The following is a 23,372-nucleotide window of genomic DNA, read 5'->3' on the forward strand; positions in this document are numbered from 1 at the left end:
GAGGTCCTCATAGCTGGCGAGTCACACGGGCTGACTCTGGATTCTGGCGACGCCGCTGACGGGAGATATACGTACACAACGACGCTTTCCGGAGGTGGGCACGATTACCACTTTGAGTGTGACGACGAAAGAGGCGCCTCGGACAGATTGCCGGTGAGCGGTGAGTATGATGGCCCGTCGGTCAGCTACGATCCGGAGCTTTCGCACGGATATGTTGACCCACCGTCCGGCAACGAGGATACAGACTTCACGTATTATGTTGACTATTATGACCAGGAGAGCGAAGCGCCGGCGGTAAAGTGCGTCTATATTGATGATGCGACACATGAGATGTCGCTTGCATCCGGCGAGGCGTTCGATGGCACCTACAGTTTTGAGACGAGCCTCTCAGAGGGTGCCCACACCTATTACTTCTATTTCGAGGACACAGGCGGCGGCAAATGCCGTCTTCCATCGTCAGGCTACTACTACGGGCCGTCATTTGGGATATGGCCAACCTTCCAATTCGATAACCAGAGAACTGGCTGGTCCCCTTATCTTGCTCCGCTTGCACCAGAGATAAGATGGTCATTTGAGGCGCAAGGTCAGATTCGTTCCGCTCCGGTCATATCTTCCGGCAATGAGGTCTGTTTTGGCGACTATGAACACAACTTGCTTTATTGTCTCGATTCGTCCGGGGCGCTTCTATGGACGTTCGAGACGAAGGGGAGGATAGACAGCCCCGCAGCACTGAACAGCGACGACGAGATCGTCTTTGGCAGCTGGGACGATAATCTCTATTGCTTGGCATCATCGGGGACGCTTCTGTGGTCGTTCGACTCGGGCGGTGACATCTCAAACAGCGGGCCTGCCACTGGACCGGAAGATGAGGTCTATTTCTGCTCTGCAACAAGTAACAAACTCTACTCGGTCGATTCTTCCGGAGGCTTCCTCTGGAGCTTTGAGGCCGATGACAAGATCGACTCCACGCCCAGCCTCACGGAGGATGGCACGGTCCTGTTCAGCAGCAGGGACCAGAAATGCTACGCGGTGTCTGCCGATGGCGATCTCGTCTGGTCGTTCGACTCCGGCGCCGCAATCAACGTCGCGCCTACGGTGCTGCAGAGTGGGAACATCGCATTCGGGAACTGGGAGGGAACGGTCTATTGCCTCGACTCTACCGGTTCGGTCGAATGGTACTATGATACGGACAGTCCGATAAAATCATCGGGAGCGGCCGATTGCAATTGCACATTCGTTGTCGGGACCGAGGAGGGTGCGTTTTACGCCATCGAGTCCGACGGGACGCTGAGGTGGACATACGATGTAGAAGGCAAGGCTATCTCCGCCATAATCGACCGGGACGGCGTGGCGGTTCTTGCTTGTGAGGACGGCTATCTGGCTGTGGTTGACATCAGCGACGGTTCTGAGCGGTGGCAGATCGACCTGGGCGGCAGCATCACCTCGCCCCTGGCCCTCGACAGCGAGGGGGTTCTTCTCCTGGGCCTCGAAGACGGCAGTCTGGTTGCCGTTGGCAACTACGATTCGGGCCTTTCTGACGGCCAAGTTGCGCCAACCAGAGGGACAAGCGATACCGATTTCATTTACACGGTCAAGTACTGTAGCTACACACACTACGCCCCCGATGAGGCTCTCGTCTATATCGACGGCGAATCGCACGAGATGACGCTTGACGACGGCTTTGCATACTGCGGCGTTTATGCGTTCACCACGAAGCTCGCCGAGGGGAGTCACCACTACTACTTCCACTTCACTGACGAGAAGGCCAACGAATACAGGCTCCCAGAGACTGGTGCGTATGATGGCCCGGAAGTATCGGACGAAGCGGCAGGGCCATGGCCGATGTTCAAGCATGACATGCCTCATTCGTCGCTGTCTGAGTATTATGGGCCTGTAAGCTGTGAACCGGCCTGGAGTTACAGCACCGGCAGCGAGGCTATTTCATCCTCGGTCGCGATTGACGCCGATTCTTACTACTACTTTGGCTGCGAGGACGGCTACTTTTACTGTTTGGACTCATCCGGATCACCTCAATGGAGCTATGAAACAGGCGACAGCGTAACGAGTTCCCCGGCCGTATCAGGCTACGGCAACATCTACGTCGGTTCGGACGACGAGTACCTCTATGCCTTCTCATCAGAGGGCGACGTGCTTTGGTCATACGATGTTGAGGCCTCGGTGGGCCGTTGCTCGCCCAATATAGACGGCAATGACGGCACAATATACATGGGGACGCTGCAAGACGCTCACCTCTGGGCAATAAATTCAGACGGCACGCTGAAGTGGAGCTTCTACACCGAATGTGAAATAGACGGCTCTCCGGCTATCGATGAGGCTGGTAACGTCTATTTCGGGAGAGAGGATGGGTACCTCTACTGCCTCGACAGCGACGGTTCGGCCAAATGGTCATATTACTGCGGTCAGCCCGTCAGGTCTAGCCCCTCGATTGACAGCACCGGTGACATCTACTTCAGCTGCGACGATGGATACCTGTACGTGCTCGATTCGGATGGCTCACTCGACTGGAGCTTCTCCCTCGGGGGCAAGGAGACAACGCTTTACGGAAGCCCCGCCGTTGACGAGAACCTGGGCGTGGTTTATGTCGGCTCGTCGGACGAGAAGTTCTACGCAATAAATACCGATGCGGTGCTGAACTGGACCTTCAACGGCGGAGGGCTTTGGGAGGGTTCGCCCGCGCTGGATCAGGCCGGCCGGGTCTATGCCGGCTCCCTCGACAGCAAACTCTACTGTTTCTCGCCCGGCGGTGAGATCATCTGGTCATACAACATGGGCGCCGACGTCAGCGCCTCGTGTGCGATAGGTGCCGACGGGAGCCTTCTGGTTGGGAACTCGGACGGTTTGCTCTTCAAGTTCGATAAGACCTCCGGGGGCCTTTCGGACGGCCGCGTCACGCCGACGTCGGGTAGCACCGACACCAACTTCAAGTACCGCGTCTATTACTGCAACGACTATGGCTACGACCCGACCGTCGCAAAGGTCCATATCGACGATGACGCAGGGCACGAGATGACGCTTGAGTCGGGCGACCCTAACTACGGCACGTATAAGTACACGACGAAGCTTGATGAGGGTGACCACAATTTCTACTTCTATTTCGAGGACACGTCAGGCGAGAGCTACAGGTTGCCGGAAGAGGGCACTTACGACGGTCCTTACGTGAGTGAGGGCTCACCCCACCCGTGGCCGATGTTCAGGCACGACAGGAAGCACACGAGCTGCACTGACTTTGAGGGTCCACTGACGCCGCTCATCAAGTGGACGTTCGACTACTCAGAGGTTGACCCGATCAACATGACAACCCCGACGGTTGACTACGATGGGAATATATATTTTGGCTCTCAGAACGGGGACCCGACCAAGTTCTACTCGCTCAACTCAGCTGGCGAGATTCGCTGGACGTTTGACCTTGACCCTTGCAGAATAAACGCCTCGGCAGCGCTTTCAAACGATGGTATCCTATATTTCCCCACATCCCGCTCCTATCTGTACGCGATCACGGTTGACGGCGAGGTGCAGTGGAGCTACCACATGGGGGATACGCACGAGATCTGCTCACCCGTGATAGGTGCTGACGGGAGCATATACCTCGGCGGGGAAAGCCCATACAAGTTCTATGCGATATCGTCCGCCGGCGACCTTCTCTGGAGCTACGACGTTGGAGGGAGCATCGTCTCTTCTCCGGCGCTTGGCGAGGATGACGTGATCTGTTTCGGCTGCCACGATAACAAGCTCTATGCGTTAGAATCAGATGGTTCGTTCAAATGGAGCTATCAGACCGGCGGCCTGATCGACCCTTCGCCCTCAATAGACGATGAAGGCAATATATACTTTGGTTCAAACGACCAGAAGTTCTATGCCCTTGAGTCCGATGGGAGTTTCAAGTGGTCATATAACACCGGCTCGCCGACCTTCTCGTCTCCCGCTCTGGCGACCGACGGCACGATATACTTCGGGGTCGAGGCAGCCAAAATATTTGCCCTCAACTCGGACGGCTCGTTTAAGTGGACATATCAAACCACTAATTCCGTCCAGGGCAGCCCATTCGTGGACAAGTTCGGTGATATATACATCGGCAGCAATAAGCCCGGCTACAGGGGTGAAATACTCGCCTTGCACCCAGACGGGTCGCTAAAGTGGTCATACGAGACTGGGGAGTGGGTGACGGGGTCCCCGTCCCACGACTCGTACTGCAACCTTTATCTAACCAGCTGGGACGGCATCCTGCGCTGCTTCACCAACTACGATGAGGGCCTCTCCGATCCCCAGGTTCTTCCCGACTGCGGGACAACCGAGACTAAGTTCGCCTACGAAGTCAAGTATTTCAACGTCTATGGTTATGACGCGGTCGAGGCGTTGGTCTATACTAACGGCGACCCCCACGAGATGCACATCGAGTACGGCAGCGCCCACAACGGGATATTCCGCTACCACGAGAAGCTATCTGAGGGCAGGCACGACTATTACTTCTGGTTCGAGAATGACAATGGGGCCACCTATCGCTCACCTGAGGCCGGCACGTTCGACGGGCCCGAGGTTTCAGAAGGTAATAGAGGGCCCTGGCCCAGCTATCAGAACAGTGGGGCCAACCAGGGCAGGAGCGAGTATCGTGGCCCGGCCTCTCCGGAGTTCAAGTGGTCGTACGATGGGACGGGGGAGCTGTTGTCCTCTCCAGTTTTGGGGCTCGATGGCTCGATCTATGTCGGTAGCAACACACAGAACAAGCTCTGGGCCTTCAACAGCGACGGTTCTCTCAACTGGACGTACGATTGCTACGATGGTATCCACGCGACCCCTGTGGTTGATAACGATGGCAACGTCTATGCCGGCTGCAATGACAACCGCCTCTATTCGTTTGACTCCAGTGGGAGCTTTCGGTGGAGCTACCAGGCGGGGGATTGGGTCCACGCCTCTCCGAAGGTCACCGATTGTGGCCGGGTCTATTTCGCCAGCTGGGACGGGAAGCTCTATGCGTTGGAGAGTGATGGGACGTTGCTTTGGACTTACGTTTATAGTGGCTTGGTCTATCAGGCGCCGGCGATTACGCACAGTGGGGGCGTTGTGATCGCGACATATGACGGCCGGGTCAACCGATTGGATAATGAAGGTAACGTCGAGTGGTCGCGCACATTCCAAGGGTCAAACTTCGAGGCAGCGCCGACGGTTTCGGATGATCAGCGTGTCTATATCGGTGAGACGGGCAGTCAAGGGCGCCTCTTTGCCATCGATTATATGGGGTATCTTATGTGGTCTTTCGAGACCGGAAGCTCCCTCGACAGATGCTCGACAGCCATTGGGGAGGACGGGACTGTTTATGTGACCAATCAAGCAGGATACTTGTTTGCCGTAGAAAGCGATGGGAATCTCCGGTGGTCATACGACTTCGAGTACGACGGGACGGTGTGGAGCTCCCCGACCATTGACAACGACGGCGTCATATATTTCGGGGCGAGGAACCACAAGCTATTCGCCATCAATAGCAACGGCACGTTGAAATGGAGCTACGATGCTGGCGAGAACATCGACTGCACGCCGTGCCTCACCGAGGGGGGCCAGATCATCTTTGGGACCGGGTATCTAGGCGATAAGCTCATCTGCCTCGGCAACACCGCCCCAGAACTCTCCAACGGCTCTGTCAGCCCCGAATCTGGCAGTCCGTCAACGACGTTTACTTATTCGGTCGATTATTATGATGCCGACGGCGAGGCCCCGGCCGAGAAGCTGGTCCATGTAGATGACGAACCGTTCGAGATGACGCTCGATTCTGGCGACGCCCACGACGGGACCTACGCGTATCAGACCACGCTTAATTCCGGCAGCCACGACTACTACTTCTCTTTTGAGGACGAAAGCGGCGGCTCGGACCGGTTGCCCGCCTCAGGAAGTTACGATGGCCCTGACGTCAGCTACGACCCTGAACTGTCGGACGGCGGCGTCGATCCCGACTCTGGAACAACCTCGACGCTGTTCACGTATAGCGTTGACTTCTTCGATGGCGATGACAACGCACCGACCTCGATACTCGTTTATATAGACGGCGAGTCGTACGGTCTCACGCTTGAGAGCGGCGATGCCTGGGATGGCGCCTACGAGTACAGCATTTATCTCTCTGAGGGGGCGCACGGCTTTTATTTCTACGCGGAGACTGCGGACGGCTCTGACAGACTCCCCGAATCGGGCACTTACGACGGCCCCGACGTCAATTGTAACCCAGTGCTCTCGGACGGCACGGTCGATCCCGAATCAGGCACATCTGCCACGGTCTTTGAGTACTCCGTCCATTACTACGATGCCGACCAGGATACCCCGAGTGAGAAGGTTGTTCACATAGACGGCGCTCCCAAGACGATGACGCTTGACTCCGGTAACCCCGCCGATGGCGTCTATACCTACACGACGCAGCTCAGCCAAGGGTCACACTACTACTGCTTCTACTTCGAGGATGGTAACGGCAGTAGCGATCGGCTGCCGGCTTCAGGTGATAATGACGGGCCGGAAGTGAACTATGTCCCGACGCTCTCGGATGGGGCGGTTGACCCGACATTCGCCGGCGTCAGCACCACGTTCGCCTATAGCGTTAGGTATTACGACGCCGACGGCAACGCGCCCCCGACCGCCTCGGTCATCGTCGATGGCGCCGCGCACTCGATGGCGCTTTCAGACGGCGGTCCGGGGGACGGGTGGTATGAGTACGAGACTACGCTGTCAGAGGGCAGGCACGATTACTACTTCTTCTTCGACGATGGAGACGGGGACAGGGCCAGGCTGCCTTCCTCTGGCGATTACGAAGGACCGAGGGTAGGCGATGACCACGAGCCGGACGACGCTTGCGCCTCAGCAGGCACGATAGCCACAACCGGGCAGGCGCAGGAGAGAACGCTCGTCCCCTCCGAGGACGAAGACTGGGTCTCCTTCGACGCGGATGCAGAGGCAAAATACACGATAGAGACAAGCAATCTGGGCGAAGATTGCGATACGGTAATGGAGCTCTATCAGTCGGATTGCTCCTCGTTAATAGACAGCGACGATGAGAGTGGCGAGGGACACGGCTCGTTGATAGTCTTTGTCCCTGCCACGGCCGCGACGTATTATGTCCGCGTATTCCCTTACGACTCGGAGACGGGCGGCAGCTACGAGCTGAGCGTCAGGAAGAACACTAACCCGACGCTGTCGGGTGGTTCCGTCTCGCCTTCTTCAGGGGACACCGACACCGAGTTTGAATACACAGTTCATTACTACGATGCCGACGGTGACGCCCCTGCTGCCAAGAACGTCCTGATCGGCGGTGCGGTCCACGCGATGAGCCTCGATTCAGGGGACGCTTCAGACGGCGCCTATATATACACAACCACGTTATCGGGAGGGCAGCATGAATACCACTTCATCTTCTCTGACGGCGATGGTGGGAGCGACAGGCTCCCCGCAAGCGGAGAGTACGATGGTCCGGACGTCAACTTTGACCCCGAGCTAGCCAACGGCTACGTTACGCCGGGAAATGGCGGTGGCGAGACAGAGTTCACATACAGGGTCAACTACTACGATGAGGACGGGGACGACCCGCTCTACCCATACGTCTATATCGACGATTCGCCCCATGAGATGACGCTCGAATCGGGCAGTTCCGCGAGCGGGATTTACTCCTACGCCACCACGCTCTCGGGCGGGTCACACACCTACTACTTCGAGTTCGAGGATACACCGGGTGGCAAAGACAGGGAACCCGAATCAGGCAGCTACGATGGACCTTCAGTCAATATCGACCCGGAGCTTTCCAACGGTGACGTTAATCCCGATCACGGCAACGGCGAGACGGAATTCGAGTTCTCAGTCCATTATTATGATGATGAAGGTGAGTCGCCAAACTCGATACAGGTTGTGATCGATGACGCCGCGGTTGATCTTTCGTTCTCTTCGGGCGACCCTGCCGATGGGACGTACTCAACTCTGAGCACGCTTTCTTCCGGAAGCCACGAGTTCTACTTCACGACCGAGGACCCACTTGGCGGCACGGCTCGGTATCCCGAGTCGGGCGCCATTGATGGGCCAATTGTATCCTACGATCCTGTTCTCTCGGCCGGAGCCGTCTCGCCTGAATACGGTTCCGAGTCAACATTGTTCGCTTTCTCTGTGCATTATTATGACCAGGACGGCGACGAGCCTGACGAGATTCTGGCCCTGGTGGACGAAGAGCAACACTCGATGACGCTCACAGATGGCGATGCTGCCGACGGGACTTACAAATACGAGACAGGCGGCCTATCGGAGGGGACACATGACTTCTATTTCACCGCTGAGGATACGTGGGGCGCGGATGATCGCCACCCCGAAGAGGGCGATTTCTCCGGACCTACGGTTGACACCATGAAGCCGACCTCCGAATGCTCCTCGCCGCAATACGCGACGGGCGATATCGAGATAGCGTTCACGGCCTCTGACAACGATGGCGGCAGGGGTCTGGCCTACACCAGGCTCTGGTTCAAATACGAGGAGGGTGATTTCGAGTACTCCGGACTCTCCGAAGAAGGCACGGAGGGGACAATTGTCTTCACACCGGAGTCGGGCGAGGGTACCTACTACTTCTATACCATCGCCACGGACAACGTCGGAAACTCCGAGGACGCGCCCGAAGACCCGGACGATTCCACCCTTTACGACGTCAGCAGCCCGAGCTCCTCATGCGAGGCGCCCGAAAGCCGGAGCGAATCTCCGATCGAGGTCTCCTTTACATCGTCTGATGGGGATGGCAGTGGCGTGGATAAGACGGTCCTTTGGTACGAGCTGGACGACGGCTCATGGACCGATTCTGGGCTCGTAGAGAGCGGAGAGGCTGGTGCATTCTCGTTCGAGCCGGGCGCCGACGGCGTCTATTATTTCTATACCATTGCCTCAGACAACGCCGGCAACGAGGAGGACCCGCCCGGGACGTTCGACGACTCGACGCTCTACGACACAGCGCCTCCCGTCTCCTCGGCGGACTGCGAGTCCGTTACGAACGAGGCCTCCGTAACCATCGACTTTGCCTCTAGCGATGGCGAGGGCAGCGGCGTGGCGTCCACAGCGCTGTGGTACAAGTATGAGAGTGGCTCGTGGCAGGATTCGAGTCAGTCAGAGTCGGGCGAATCGGGTTCTTTCGTCTTCAGTTTCTCTGGCGAGGGCACGTACTATTTCCATAGCATATCAACGGACGAGCTGGGCAACGAGGAGAACCCGCCGTCCAGCGCCGATTGCCAGTGCGAATACGACATTACTGACCCCTCGTCGAGCTGCGAGACGCCCACTTACGCCAAATCGACGCCGATGTCCGTCGATTTCAGCGCCTCGGATTCGGGAACCGGCATCCAGAAAGTTAGGCTCTGGTCCAAGTTTGAGGATGGCAGCTGGGAGGATTCGGGCAAGCAGTCCAGCAGCGCATCGGGCAGCTTCGACTTCAACCTCACCGATGAGGGCACGTACTACTTCTATACAATTGCTACGGACAACGCCAGTAACGAGGAGGCGCCGCCTTCTGGGGCCGATGATTCGACGATATACGACAAGACGAGGCCGGCGTCAGAGGTCACATCGCCCACGTATGCGTATTCTAGCCCCATAGAGGTGGACTTCACGGCAAGTGACTCAGGCGGCAGTGGCCTTCAAGAGACTGCCCTTTGGTATAAGCGTGGTTCTGCTAGTTGGACAGACTCCGGTCTTGACGAGTCCGGCGAATCGGGAACGTTTGAGTTCTCGCCGTCGGCTGACGGGACCTACTACTTCGGTTCCAGGGCGATTGATTATGCTCAGAACCGGGAATCATTGCCCGGGACGCCTGACGACTCGACGGTTTATGACACCAAGCCGCCAACCTCAAGCTGCTCGTGCCAAGACTACACCAACGAAGCCACGACCACTATCTCCTACGGGGCCTCGGATGCTGGCTCGGGCGTCGATACCGTTGCTCTATGGCACAAGTTTGAAAGCAGCGGCTGGACATACACAGGAGAGACCAAATCGGGCGCGGCCGGGACCTTCAGCTACACCTGCGAGCTTGGGGAGGGGCGTTACTACTTCTACACCATCGCCACGGATAACGCCGGACGGGAGGAGTCACCGCCTTCATCGGCGGACTGCGACATTGTCTATGATACGGTCAAACCCTCATCCGAGGCGAGCTCCCCTGACATGGCTAACTCATCGCCAATTATCGTCACGTTCACGGCGTCGGACAATAGCGGCGGCTCGGGCGTCCAGAAGACCGAGCTCTGGTATGCGTTCGAGGGCGGCAGCTTCTCCTATTCCGGGCAATACAAGACGGGCAGCGCAGGCTCCTTCAACCTCACCGCGTCATCCGACGGCACGTACGAGTTCTACACGGTCTGTGTGGATAACGCGGAAAATCGCGAGGAAGCACCGGGCGAGGCGGACGACTCGACTCTGCTGGACACGACCGCGCCCCAATCCAGCTGTAGCGCCCCCGACTGCACCAGCGAAAGCCCGATTCCGGTGGAGTTCACTGCGTCGGACGATGGCTCCGGCGTTGCGTCAACGGCGCTTTTGTATTGCTTCGAGGGTGGCGAGTGGACTGACAGCGGCGTATCCGAGAGCGGGGATTCGGGTGTGTTGTATTTCGAGCCTGACGAGGACGGGACCTATCAGTTCTACACGTTGTCACTGGATGAGGCCGGCAATGTAGAGGACCCGCCGGATGAGGCCGACACAACCAGCAGGTACGACACGGCTGAACCGGCGTCCGCCTGCACCGTGCCTGAGTATGTCAACTCGTCACCGATATCGGTAACATTCGAATCGTCCGATGGCGAAGGCTGCGGCGTTGCATCAACTGTCCTTTGGTTCAGGTTCTCCGATGACGAAGGCGAGACGTGGTCTCCCGACTGGACCGATTCTGGCATCTCGGCAGAAGACGAATCGGGAACGCTTGAGTTTACGCCATCGTCCGGAAATGGTCTCTACGAGTTCTACACGATCTGTTTGGACGCTGCGGGGAACGTCGAGGACCCGCCGGGGGAGGCGGACGACGCGACGGAATTCGATGACCGCGTTCCCATAACCACCTGCGACTGTCCCGAGTGGGCAAGCGGCGCGACGATAAGCGTTGAGTACTTGGCGAAGCCCGGCAGCGAGGGGCTGGACGAGGTGGAGCTTTGGTTCAGGTATTGGTCGGAGGACGGGCATGAGTGGTCTCCCAACTGGACTTTCTCCGGTGAAACAGGCGAGGAGACCGAGGGGGAGATCAGTTTTGGACCCGGCGAGGGAGAGGGCCTCTACGAGTTCTACACGATCGGCGTGAGTGAGCAGGCTTCAAGAGAGAAGGCTCCATCTGAGGCCGACTGCTCGGCCAACTATGACCCGGAAGCTCCCTCATCCTCCTGCGAGTCGGAGACAGGCTGCACCTCGGAGGATAGCGTTGAGATCACGTTCACTGCCGAGGATACGTTTGCGGGTATCGATGCGGTCTATCTATACTACAGACTGGGCGGGGAGTGGACGGAGAGTGGCCTGTATTCTGAGGAGACCTCCGGCCACTTCGAGTTCACGTTCCCCGAAGGCAACGGCCTCTACGAGTTCTGCACGGTCGCTGAGGACACAGTTGGAAACGTCGAAGAGTTCCCACCAGACCCGGACGCGGCAACCAGGTTCGACACCTCTGCGCCGTCATCTGAAGCAGACTCAATCTCCGTGACGAGGCAGTCCCCAATCATTGTCACGTTCACCGCCTCGGACGGTCAGGGCTGCGGGGTCCACGAGACCGCCCTGTGGTATCAGTTCGATGGTGGAGATTGGACGGATACCAACCAGCAAAAAAGCGGCGAATCTGGCAGTTTCACGTTCTCGCCGGGCTCAGATGGCATATACGGATTCTACACTATTTGTGAAGATACGGTCTCAAATGAGGAGATGCCCCCGGCAGGCGCCGATTGCGAGACCAAATACGACACCACGGCGCCGAGCTCCTACGTTACAACACCGGGCAAGGCCAACTCATCCCCGATCAAGGTGAGCTTCTGGGCCAGCGATGGCACAAGCGGCGTCGCGTCAACGGACCTTTGGTTCAGATTCTCGGCAGACGACGAGACTTGGGACCCGGACTGGACAGACTCCGGCCAATCCCAGTCGGGCACATCCGGCCACTTCTACTTTGACGCGACAACTTATGGAAACGGCTTCTACGAGTTCTACTCCATTGCAGATGACAACGCCGGAAACGTCGAGGAGCCGCCGGCCGACGCGGATTGCGCTGCGACGTTTGATGACCAGGTTCCGATATCATTAGCCTCCTCGGATGACTATGTTAACACAGCGAGCCTGACGGTTTCCTACACGGCCAGCGGTGGCACGAGCGGCCTAGACTTTGTCGAGCTCTGGTATCGCTACTCTGACGATGAGGGCCAGAGCTACTCGCCCGACTGGACCGATACTGGGGAGCGGCGGTCCGCCACGCAAGGCTCTTTCTCATTGACGCTCACGCACGGCGAAGGGTGGTATGAGTTCTACACGATAGCGGTTGGCAACACCGGCGTTTATGAGGATGCCCCGGAGGAGGCGGACACTCGGACGACGTTCGACACGGTTCGGCCCGCGTCGGACTGCGAGAGCGACGAATACAGCGCCACGACCTCGACCGTAGTCAGTTACTCGGCCTCGGACGACCTTTCCGGTGTCGCCTTCGTCTATCTCTATTACAGTTACAATGGCGGGGGCTACGTGCCGTATGAAGAGCACGGGACGGAGAACTCCGGCAACATAACGTTTGTCTTTGAGGACGGCGATGGGCCTTACAGCTTCCACACAATTGCGGAGGATAGAAGCGGCAATCTAGAGGATGCGCCATCGACCGCCGACGCGAGCATCTTCCTGGACACTGCCGTGCCCCAATCGCTCGCGAGTTGCGATGAGTACGCCAGCCAGACGACAATCGAGGTCACCTTTGCCGCATCCGACGGGGCCGGCAGCGGCGTGGACGGCGCCTGGTTATATTACAGCTTCGGCGGCTCCGACTGGGAGGCGACAGGCGATTGGCTCGCTGGTGCGTCGGGCAGCTATTCGTTTGAGGCGGAGGAGGAGGGCAGATACTCGTTCTGCACAGTCTCGCAGGATATAGCTGGGAATACGGAAGAGCTGCCTGAAGAGCCGGACTGCTCGATTCTTGTGGATACAACAGCTCCATCCTCTTACTGCACCTCGCCGGACTATGCCAGCGGCGCAACCGTTGCGGTGAACTTCACAGCTGCCGATTCCGGTTCGGGTGTTGCTCTCACGACGGTGTGGTTTAGGATGCAGGGCGGCCAATGGCTCGAGTCGGGTATCTGGGAAGAGGGCACAATCGGCACCATCGCGGTCGAGATAGCGACAGAAGGAACCGCTGAATTCTGCACAGTATGTCGCGACATTCTGGACAACACGGAAGAGCCGCCGACACAGCCGGACGCTGAGACCGTCGTTGATAGGACGTCGCCTGTCTCGTCGTGTGAGGCGCCAGAGCAGACGGCCTCGTCCCCGATCAGTGTCTCCTTCGAGGCGCAGGATAGCCTTACCGACATCACGGACGTGCAGCTGTGGTATCAGGTCAATGGCGACTGGGAGCTTTACGACAGCAGGCAAGACATGAGCTCTGGAACGTTCACATTTGCTCCCGAGACCGATGGTCAATTCGAGTTCTATACATTGGCAAAAGACACCGCTGGGAACCTCGAGTCGCCTCCGACACAGGCAACCTGCGCAACGTGGTTCGACACATGCTCGCCGAGTTCGGTCGCTACCTCCCCAACCGTCACGAACGCCTCGCTGTTTGGCGTGGGCTTCATTGCTGATGATGAGGCGGGTGTGGGCCAGCTAAGTGTCAGGCTGTGGTATCGCTTGGACGAGGGTGACTGGACCGACTCGGGCCTCGATGGGGAGGGCACATCCGGCTCGATCGAGTTTGGGTCAGACTCGGAAGGCGTTTATGATTTCTACACAATCGCCTCCGATGGCGTCGGCAATGTGGAGTCGGCACCGGAATCGCCGGATAGCACGACGGTCTTCGACGTGTCCGTGCCCAGGTCCACTTGCGGGGCTTCGCAATACGCCAATTCGTTTCCCATCGTGGTCGATTTCGCGTCCAGTGATGATGGCGATGCGGGGCTTCTGGAGACTGAGCTGTGGTATAGCTTCAATGGCGGCGAATTCATCAGTGCCGCTTTGCGAGAGGAAGGCGAGGCCGGCCAATTCGATTTCACCCCCAAAGATGGCCCCGGTATCTACGATATATACACTGTAGCTACCGACAACGCCGGCAACGTCGAGTCTCCACCCGAGGGCTACGACGTAAGTGTCATCTACGACCCAATCGCAGCCCGGTCATCGTGCACTTCACCGGAGTTCTCCAAAACGACTGCGTTTGAGATTGCCTTCGAGGCCGACGACGACGGGCCGAGCGGCGTTCTTGAAACAAGGCTTTGGGTCTCGTTTAATGGCGGCTCCTGGGTGTACACTGGGCTTTCTCGGCCCGGTGAGAGCGGGGTCTTCAGTTTCGCAGCCCAGACGGGCGAGGGTAGATACGATTTCTATACGATATGCCTCGACAAGGCCGGCAACTCTGAGGAGGCACCGAGCCAGCGCGATTGCACAACCGTGATCGACCTAACGGGTCCGGTCTCCTGCTGTTCGTGCACACCCTGGGGCAACAGCTTCCCGGCGGTCGTTGAATTCACGGCCAGCGACACGGGTGGAAGCAACCTTCTGAGGACCGAGCTCTACTTTAGCCAGGACGGGTCGGATTTTGCCTCGACTGGCCTCTACGGCCAGGGTCAAAGTGGGGCCTTCAACTTCACAGGCACCGTTGACCAGGATGCGATCTATGCGTTTTATACCGTCGCCAGCGACGGTGCGGCTAATACCGAGGCGCCACCCACTGACACGGACTGTGCCTTTGTCTATGACATAACAGCGCCGTCCTCATCGTGCAGCTCGCCGCCGGTAACGAATGCGGCTCCTATCCCGTTGGCCTTTACGTCTGACGACGGCGTAAAGGGGAGCAGCGTGGCCACCGTCGGCTTGCTTTGCACCTTCAATGGTGGTGATTGGCGCGAGACCTCGCTTGAGGCGACGACCTCAACCGGCCAGTTTGACTTCACGCCAAGCGAAGGTGAGGGAACCTACGGCTTCTGCACGGTAGCGCTAGACAGGGCTCGCAACGCGGAATCTATTCCGGATGGGGCCGACAGCGTTACAATCTATGACACAACCGCGCCGACCTCGTCGTGTTCGTCGCCTGCATATACAAATGTCTCTGTTGTGCCGGTGGTGTTTGAGGTGAGCGACGGGCTGTCCGGCGCCTCTGGCTGCGGACTGTGGTATCGGACCGAAGCGGGCGATTGGGAGGATTCGGGCCATTGGCAGGATGCGGATTCGGGGACGTTTGACTTTCACGCGTCTTCTGAAGGCAGGTACTCGTTCCAAACGGTTGCGGTCGATGTTGCGGCAAATCGACAGGCAGAGCCTACTGAGGAATCGCCAGGTTGCTCGACTACTGTTTATGACGCAACACCACCGACAGCCTCAACCACTAGCCCTGAGACTAGCAATCAGGCACCCATAGCGGTCCAGTTTGAGACCTCTGACAATCTCTCGCCCGTTGTGCGCTGCAGGCTCTGGTATAGATTCGAGGACGGCCCGTGGACAGACACCGGCAGCGCGATTGAGGCATCCTCAGGCCAATTCGAGTTCGCTCCGGCCAGCGGAGAGGGAAGGTACGACTTCTACGCACAGTCCAAGGACACGGCGGACAACGAGGCGCCGGACCCCGACGCTGCCACCGAGCCCCACAGCTCAACGGCTTATGATACCGTGTCGCCATCGGTCGTTTTCTGCACCTCGAGCGAATTCGCCAATAGCCTGCCTATCGCAGTGCACTACGAGGTCGCGGAGCTGACGACGCAGATAGCGGCGGTTCATTTGTGGTTCAGACACGAGGGCGGCTCGTGGACTGATAGTGCACTTCAGGCTACGACATCAACAGGCGAGTTCGCATTTGAGGTTCAGGATATTGAGGGCGCCTACGAGTTCTACATAGTGGCCGAGGATACCGCGAGCAACAGTTCGCCAGAGCCGCAGGCGGGCACGACGGGGCTTTCCGAGACGCTCTACGACAGAACTTCTCCTACTTCTGAGGCCAGTGTGCCGCAGTTTACCGCAACGCTTCAAGTGTGGGTAGATTTCACCGCTTCCGACGCGCTTTCGGGCGTGAGCAAAACCAGGCTCTGGTTCATGCCTGAAGGTAAGGACTGGCACTACTCAGGCATCGAGCCTCCGGGCGAGTCTGGAACCTATGATTTCATGCCCTCTAACCCCAATGAAAGGTATCTGTTCTACACGCAGGCGATCGACAACGCCGGGAACCGAGAGCCAGGGCCGGAGACTCCGGCGGACGCCAAGGCTCAGACGCTTTGCGACAGAATCAAGCCCGAGTCACAGGCCAGCTGCCCCGGATACACATCCGATCGTAACCTCTCAATCGATTTCTCCGCGTCCGATGATGGTTCCGGCGTCTTGCTGACGGAGCTTTGGTACAGGTTCAATGACGGGGAATGGCTGAAGACAAGCATGTCATCCGGGGAGCTTTCGGGCCAGTTATCCCTGTCGCTTCCTGGAGGGGAGGGTCGATACTCTTTCTATACCCAGAGCAAGGACCGCGCAGGCAACGCCGAGAACGCGCCCACAGCATCGACCGAGTGCAAGTGTTCAACCGTCTATGACGTCACTGTTCCCTCTTCCCAGTGCAACATCCCACAGTATCCTAAGACCAATCGATTGAGCGTCGAGTTCGATTCGGTGGATGCTCTCTCCGGCGTTGATAGGACGCTCCTCTGGTATCGGTTCGAGTCTGGCGCCTGGGTCAATACCAAGCTCGTTCGGGGAGAGGCGTCCGGCGAATTCGAGTTCGTGCTTGGTGACGGTCAAGGAGCATACGAGTTCTATACTCAGGCCGTCGACCGGGCAGGCAACATCGCGCCTTCACCGAGCTCGCATACCGCCGAAGGCTGTCGATGCATGTATGATATCGAAGCTCCGGTCTCGAGCAGTTCCTGCCCTGACGAGGTCGATTCGCTGCCGATCCTTGTGCATTTCACGGCTGATGATGTTGTCTCGGGCGTGGATACAACGAGGCTCTACTACAGCTTCGACGACGCCGACTGGGCGGACAGCGAACTGGCGCTTTCAGGCGACAGCGGGACATTCGAGTTCGACCCCTCCGAGGGTGAGGGCACGTATTGCTTCTACACGATATCTACCGACGTTTCCGGCAACGTCGAGAGCGTCGAAGGTATCACCGACCCGAGCGAGTGCTGCGTGTTGTATCAGGAAGAGGCCGCTGCCCCGAATGTCGCTGTTGCGATCGGCAGCAACCTGACGTTCTTCTGCCCCGCCAGCGATATGGAGATATCGCTTGAATATGAGAACACCGGTGGTCCGGTTGTCGCGGACCTGTATCTAGCGGTCGAGCTTCCTCAATCCATGGGCGGCTCGCGGATATTCTGGACCGGCACAAATCTCGAAAGCCAAGCCAAGCCACTGGAAGAGAACGTTTCGCTGTATTCGGGTATCCATAGGCCCAGCGAGGTTGTGTTCCAGTTCGGCCCGATGGGCCACTTACCTGAGGGAATCTATACATGGTCGTCGTGGTTCTGCGAGACTGAAACGCACGAGATAGTGGGTAATGTCGCCGAGCTGACATTCGAGTTCACATCCAAATGCATGAATCTCTCGCTTTCAACGAATCAGGAACGATACTCCCGGGGCGACGACTTGTCTCTGTTGTGCGATGCTGAGAATGCGGGAGAGAGCGATGAGATGGACTTCTACTGCGCGGTGAGTATGCCGGACGGGACGTTTCTGTTCCTGCCCAATCTTGGCATATCGATGCAGCCCATGATGTCGCATCTGGTGCTTCCGGTGGGGCAGTCAGTCACAGACTTCCCGATATTCAGCTTCCGCGACTTGCCTGAACTGCCTCACGGCCAATACGCCTGGTTTGCGGCATGCCTGAATACCCAGACCGGGCTGTATGTCAGTAATCTATCCGTGGTGGGGTTCACGATAGCGCCGTAGAGCATACAGCTGGCCTTCCTTGTGCCGGCGAATCTTGCGACCGGAGACCAGGGATGCCCCCTGCCACCACCGATGATCGTTGCATTAGATTGCTCCAGACGCCCATAAAGACATCCCCCCTCCTTTTCTTATAGTGGCACTCCATAGGCCACAAGCCAACACAATCCTGTTTAGGAATTATACGGGCTATTGTGAGTCTCACCGACAGATTCGCGGGAGATGTGAAACTGCCAGTGTGCACTCAGTGTGCAGTTTACCTGCCAAGACATGAGTGTAAATCAAGCCAAATAGGCAAATTCTCGATATGGAGGATTATGGGGGTTAAATCGTTGGGAAGGCGGCTATAAGGCTTCGGGGCGGGCGGACTTGAACCGCCGGCCCCCGGTTCCCAAAACCGGTGCGCTACCTGACTGCGCCACGCCCCGGAAGATATAAATCAAGGTATGCGAACCTAAGGTTCGGAAAGTCTCGCTATGCTGGCCAAATTAAAGACAGAACCCGGCACATACACGCCCTGTCCGCCGGAGATTCGCCACCAATCCCGGGAGCGACCCCTCAGGCGAGAAACATCTATCAGAACATATACCCCAGCGAGAACTGGACGCCGGATAGTTTCTCATTGAAGACCGGCGCCAGCTTGGCCTTCTCTTCATCGGGCCTGGACCTGTAGAACCACCAGCCCAGCTTGAACTCGAGCGGAACGCTGGTGCAGTCGTATGCGAGGCCAAGCTCGGTCTTGAAGCTCTTGAGCCTTCCAGATGTGTTGTATGAGTCGTCATCGTCCTCCACGCCGGGCGTTTGATAGTGCATTTGCCAATCGCTTGAGATTTTGATGTTCATGTTGGGCATCAACATCCCGTTCCCCCAGGCGTAGAATCCGGAATATGAGGGCGACTGCAGGCCAATCCCATAAAGAAAGCCATGGATGCTGTTATTCTCTTCGGTCGTTATGTCATATTTGTGAACGCCTACGGGGACACCAAACTCACCTGAGTATTCCGTCCAAGTGCCGTGCCCGTTCCGCTCAAAGTCACGATGCTTAAGCCATTGGTAGCCGAACAACAACGAGCAATACTTCCAATAGGGCGTCATGCGCAGAACGACCTGTATGTCCTGTCTGTCTGCCTTCATTGTCCCGCTTTCCGTAGTCTCGTACCAATCATCCGCATATCTCTTGTTACTAAGATGATAGTCCCCGCGGAATCGCGCCAGCAGATAATGAGCACTCAGACCGATATGGTCTTTGGCAAGGGAGACCTCCGCAAAGGGACCAAACGGGCCAACGTCAGAACTCATCTTGTAGGTGCCGTTTATGCCCTTAGCCCAAACGTCGCTGTTATTGAAGTCCCAATTCCCGTAAAGGCCTTTCACCCCAAGCTTGAACTTGACGGCCTTCTCGCTCTCCTCCTCGGCAAGTGCGATCGAGACGAACAAAGATGTAACCAACAGCAATACAAGTGCGAACGAAATGCGCTTCATGCCTATCTCCTTTTCAGAATCCGACAAGGTCTTCACAATTGTGGGTGAAGATACCGGTCGACAGTAGTCAAGTCAAGAGCAATTCTGCGACCAGAAAAATCAGAATGGTCCAAGATGCGAGCGACCTTCTAGAACGCGGCAGCTTGACGTCGCGTCGAAGACTCGGCGGACTGCTGCGAACTGAAAGGCCGAACGTGCAAACGACAACCTGACGCAGAGGATCGGAATCTTGGCGGCCCGAACTTGAGACTCAAAACTACGGCTTATGTATCTCCACCCAAAGCCCGCACGGGCAGGGCAGCTCAGGAGCTGCGTCGCGCAGGAGCGAGTAGTTCGTGATGCCGGCCTCGTCCAGTATCTTAGCCGCCTCGAGCCGCGACGTCTGCTGCTCCCGCCAATGGGGATTCTGAGCACAGAGCGACCTGACGATCTTCGCCCGCTCCTTCCTCGGCAGCATTCGACCGAAGCCGCCGCCGATGAACCCGATGCCGCCCGGCTTGAGCACGCGATAGACCTCTCGAAGGCCGCCGACCTTGTCCTCCCAGAAGAAGAATGAGCCCCGGCTGATCACCAGCTCGAACGAGCTGTCCTTAAAGGGCATCCTCGCCGCATCAGCAACAACCGTGTCTATCCTGTCCTCAAGCCCCGCCTCTTCTATGTTGCGCCTCGCGATCTCTATCGCCTCGGGGTCAATGTCCAGCACTGTAACATTGATGCCGGAGCGCTGGGCAAGCTCGATCGCGAGGTATCCACCGCCGCCGCCAACATCGAGGCAGTCGCCGAACGTGATCCCGTAGTCGAGCAGAATCTGCCTCGCCAGCAGCGGATAGACGGGGGCAAGGACCGTCCGCGCCATCTTATCGAACTGAGCCGCCGACATGTAATCGGGGTTGTACATGGGCCGGTGAGCGCAGCCCATAAACGAGGCGCACAGCACAACAGCTACCAGCGCGGCACAAATCCCGGATACGTAGGGGCAGGCCTTGTGTCTGCCCATGTAGGGGCGGTTCACGAACCGCCCTTTTCTGTCGCAACCGTCATATTCGCGCCCAACCTCCCGTTCTGTAGGGGCGGTTCACGAACCGCCCCCTTGCATTGCCCAAACCGTATCAGTTCTTGTCGTGGATGGCCAACGTGCCGTTTGACACGCCGCTCGCAAGCACCGCTACGTCGCTGTCCATGTCCCCGTCAACGTCCGCGAGATCGGTCACGGAGAGTCCCACGCGCATCCCGACCGTGCTGCCGGTCGAGATGTAGTCCGCATCCGAGGCGCTCATGCTGGACGAGGCGCTTCTCATGTCGAAGACGTAGAACGCGCCCTTGGTGTCCTCAACGCCCGGGGCGCCGACTATGACCGCGTCCGTGGCCACGAGCTGACCAAAGAACGTGCCGGCCGTGCTCACAGCGTTGCCAAACAGGTTCCCGTCTGCCGAGCCGTCTATCTTCACGTCCGCGTCCGCAGCATCTACGTACCCGTCCGCGTCCGCCCTGAGCGAGCTCGAGAAGAACACGTAAGCACGGCCCGTCTGGTTGTCGTAACCGCACGCCCCGACTACGAGGTCATCGTAGTTGTCCCCGTCAAAGTCGCCGCAGCTTATAGCAGAGCCGAAGAAGCTGTCCGTCGTCTCGCCCGTGATGATGACGTTCGCGTCGGTCGCGTGCGTGCTGGAGATGGCCGCGTCCGTCCCGTAGAACACATACACGCGGCCTGCGTTCTCGGTCACGGTCTGGCCGGACGACTTGTCGTACCAGGGCGCACCGATGGCGAAGTCGCCGTACCGGTCCATCGCCATGGGGCTGTCGTCCAGAAAGCCCGCTGAGCTCACGGCGGCGCCGAAGTGGTCGTTGCGGTCCTCGCCAGTCAGAAGCACCACGCTGGCAGACGTCGTCCCCGTGTCCGAGAAGTTCGCGCTCCCAAAGAAGAGGCACGCCCGGCCGCACTCGTAACGCTCGCGCTGGGCCGACCCGCTCGTCGGCCCCCAGCCGCTCTCGCCGACCAAGATGTCCGCATAGCCGTCATCGTCCACGTCGCCTATTATCTCCGAACAGCAGCCAAACCGAGACTGCACCTGGTCCGCCGTTATCCTCGCCACAGTCGCCATCGTCCCAGGGTCGTCGAGGTCCAGCGTCGACTCGCCAACAGACGCCGGCTCGCCTACGTTATAAAGCGCGTAGCATATCCCGATGTTGTTCGCCCAATCTTCACCATTGTTCGGGAAGTTCAGATGCCTCGGGTCGCCGATCAAGACGTCGTTGTTATCGTCGCCGTTCAAATCCCCTCGCCCGGCTACCCACACGCCCGTCCACATCGAGTAATCGTCAACCTGCACGATGTAGTGCTTCACGCTGTTTTGCCAGTCGGCCCAGGCCAACTGGTTGTAGCTCCCGCCGAAGACGATGTATGGCCAGGCGCCACTGCCCGATCCCGCACAGAACACGAAGTCCGGGTAGCTCGTGCCCAGCTGAGGCGCGCAGACGTCGTCCAGACCGAACACGTTCGCGACGTTCTTGGCGGTTGGCAGGGCGCCAACGGTCGCCCCAAAGGCGCCCGGAGCGAGCAGCGCCAGGCTGAGCGCCGCGAGGGCTGCGCGCATTGCCGTTGCGCTTCTCATTGGCCGTCTCCTATTCATTGTAACGGTAGCCGCAGCCGCCGAAGACGCCGGAATCGCACTGGAAGTTGGTATAGCAGTTGAACCGGTTGCACTGAAAGGCGGAGCTGCATCTGTACTGGGCTGCTCCGCCGCACTCATACGTGGTGCAGTTGTGGCCGGTGCTGCAGTTGTAGGTTTGTGTGCTGCTTGCGTCTCCGCAGCCCAGGACGACCGGCCCGCTCGGGGCACCGATCTTCGCCGCTATTGCCTCTGCAATCTTGTTGATGTCCTTGTCCTTCATCAAAAAACCCTCCATCCTTTCTGGGCGGTTCGTGAACCGCCCCTACAGTTGTGTGAAACGTTAAACAATAACATCTGTATTACGTGAAATAACCTCTTGTTAATCTGCACAATGCGTCCTTGTGCCCGAACCTGCGTTACGTAGGGGCGGTTCACGAACCGCCCTTGTTGGTGCGATTCCCGGGTCGCCAATCAAGACGTCGTTGTCGCTGTCGTCGTTGACGTCGCCCCAGCCGGCCACCCAAACGCCCGTCCAGCGCGAGTGATCGTCAACCTGCACGGCGTAGTACTTCACGCTGTTTTGCCAGTCGGCCCAGGCAAACTGGTTGTAGCTGCCTCCAAAGACGATATATGGCCAGGCGCAACCCGAGCCCGCGCAGAACACGAAGTCCGGATAGCTCGTCCCCAGCTGAGGCGTGCAGACGTCGTCCAGACCGAACACGTTCGCGACGTTCTTGGCGGTTGGCAGGGCGCCAACGGTCGCCGCAAAGGCGCCTGGAGCCAACAGCGCCAAGCTGAGCGCGACCAGGGCTGCGCGCATCGCGGTTGTGCTTCTCATTGACACCCTCCTAATTGTAGTGGTAGGCGCAGTGGAAGCCGGCGTAGCAATTGAAGTCGCTGTAGCACTCGAACTCCGTGTTGCACTCGAAGAGGTTAATGCACCTGAAGAATCCTGCTCCGCCGCACTCGTAATCGTCGCACGAGTAATCGTAGTCGCAACTGTAGTTCTCTGAGCTACTTGCATCTCCGCAGCCCAGGACGCCTGGCCCGCCCGGCTCGCCGAGCTTTGCCGCAATTGCCTGTGCGATCTTGTCGATCTCCTTGTCCTTCATCAAAAAGCCCTCCATCGTTTCTGGGCGGTTTGACGTTCCGTCGCGCCTCGCTTTGTGAACCGCCCCT

The 23,372-nt window shown here is 58.2% G+C and carries 7 protein-coding genes and 1 tRNA gene; 1 reads left to right on the forward strand and 7 read right to left on the reverse strand.

What is annotated here, in order from left to right; translation table 11 throughout:
- Positions 1-153 precede the first annotated feature (153 nt).
- Positions 154-18,102 (forward strand): PQQ-binding-like beta-propeller repeat protein, encoded by a 17,949-nt coding sequence (locus VM163_06205; protein ID HUT03467.1) that lies wholly within the window; start codon positions 154-156, stop codon positions 18,100-18,102.
- 351 nt (positions 18,103-18,453) lie between these two features.
- On the opposite strand, the gene VM163_06210 is transcribed toward VM163_06205, so the two are convergent.
- The 7 genes from VM163_06210 to VM163_06240 form a co-directional block, all read right to left on the reverse strand.
- Positions 18,454-18,527 (reverse strand) — tRNA-Pro (locus VM163_06210).
- Positions 18,528-18,675: 148 nt separating this feature from the next.
- Positions 18,676-19,581, reverse strand: coding sequence for a hypothetical protein (locus tag VM163_06215; protein ID HUT03468.1), 906 nt, complete (start codon positions 19,579-19,581; stop codon positions 18,676-18,678).
- 256 nt (positions 19,582-19,837) lie between these two features.
- Positions 19,838-20,578, reverse strand: a complete 741-nt coding sequence (locus VM163_06220) for a class I SAM-dependent methyltransferase (GenBank protein ID HUT03469.1) — start codon at positions 20,576-20,578, stop codon at positions 19,838-19,840.
- 112 nt (positions 20,579-20,690) lie between these two features.
- A complete protein-coding gene (locus VM163_06225) occupies positions 20,691-22,193 on the reverse strand; it encodes a hypothetical protein (GenBank protein ID HUT03470.1) in 1,503 nt (500 codons plus the stop codon).
- 10 nt (positions 22,194-22,203) lie between these two features.
- A complete protein-coding gene (locus tag VM163_06230) occupies positions 22,204-22,473 on the reverse strand; it encodes a hypothetical protein (GenBank protein ID HUT03471.1) in 270 nt (89 codons plus the stop codon).
- A gap of 99 nt (positions 22,474-22,572) precedes the next feature.
- A complete protein-coding gene (locus VM163_06235; GenBank protein HUT03472.1) occupies positions 22,573-23,031 on the reverse strand; it encodes a hypothetical protein in 459 nt (152 codons plus the stop codon).
- 10 nt (positions 23,032-23,041) lie between these two features.
- The coding region (locus tag VM163_06240) for a hypothetical protein (protein ID HUT03473.1) at positions 23,042-23,372 on the reverse strand (331 nt) is incomplete at its 5' end.

This window comes from bacterium, assembly GCA_035527515.1.
Taxonomy (GTDB): Bacteria; B130-G9; B130-G9; order B130-G9; family B130-G9; genus B130-G9.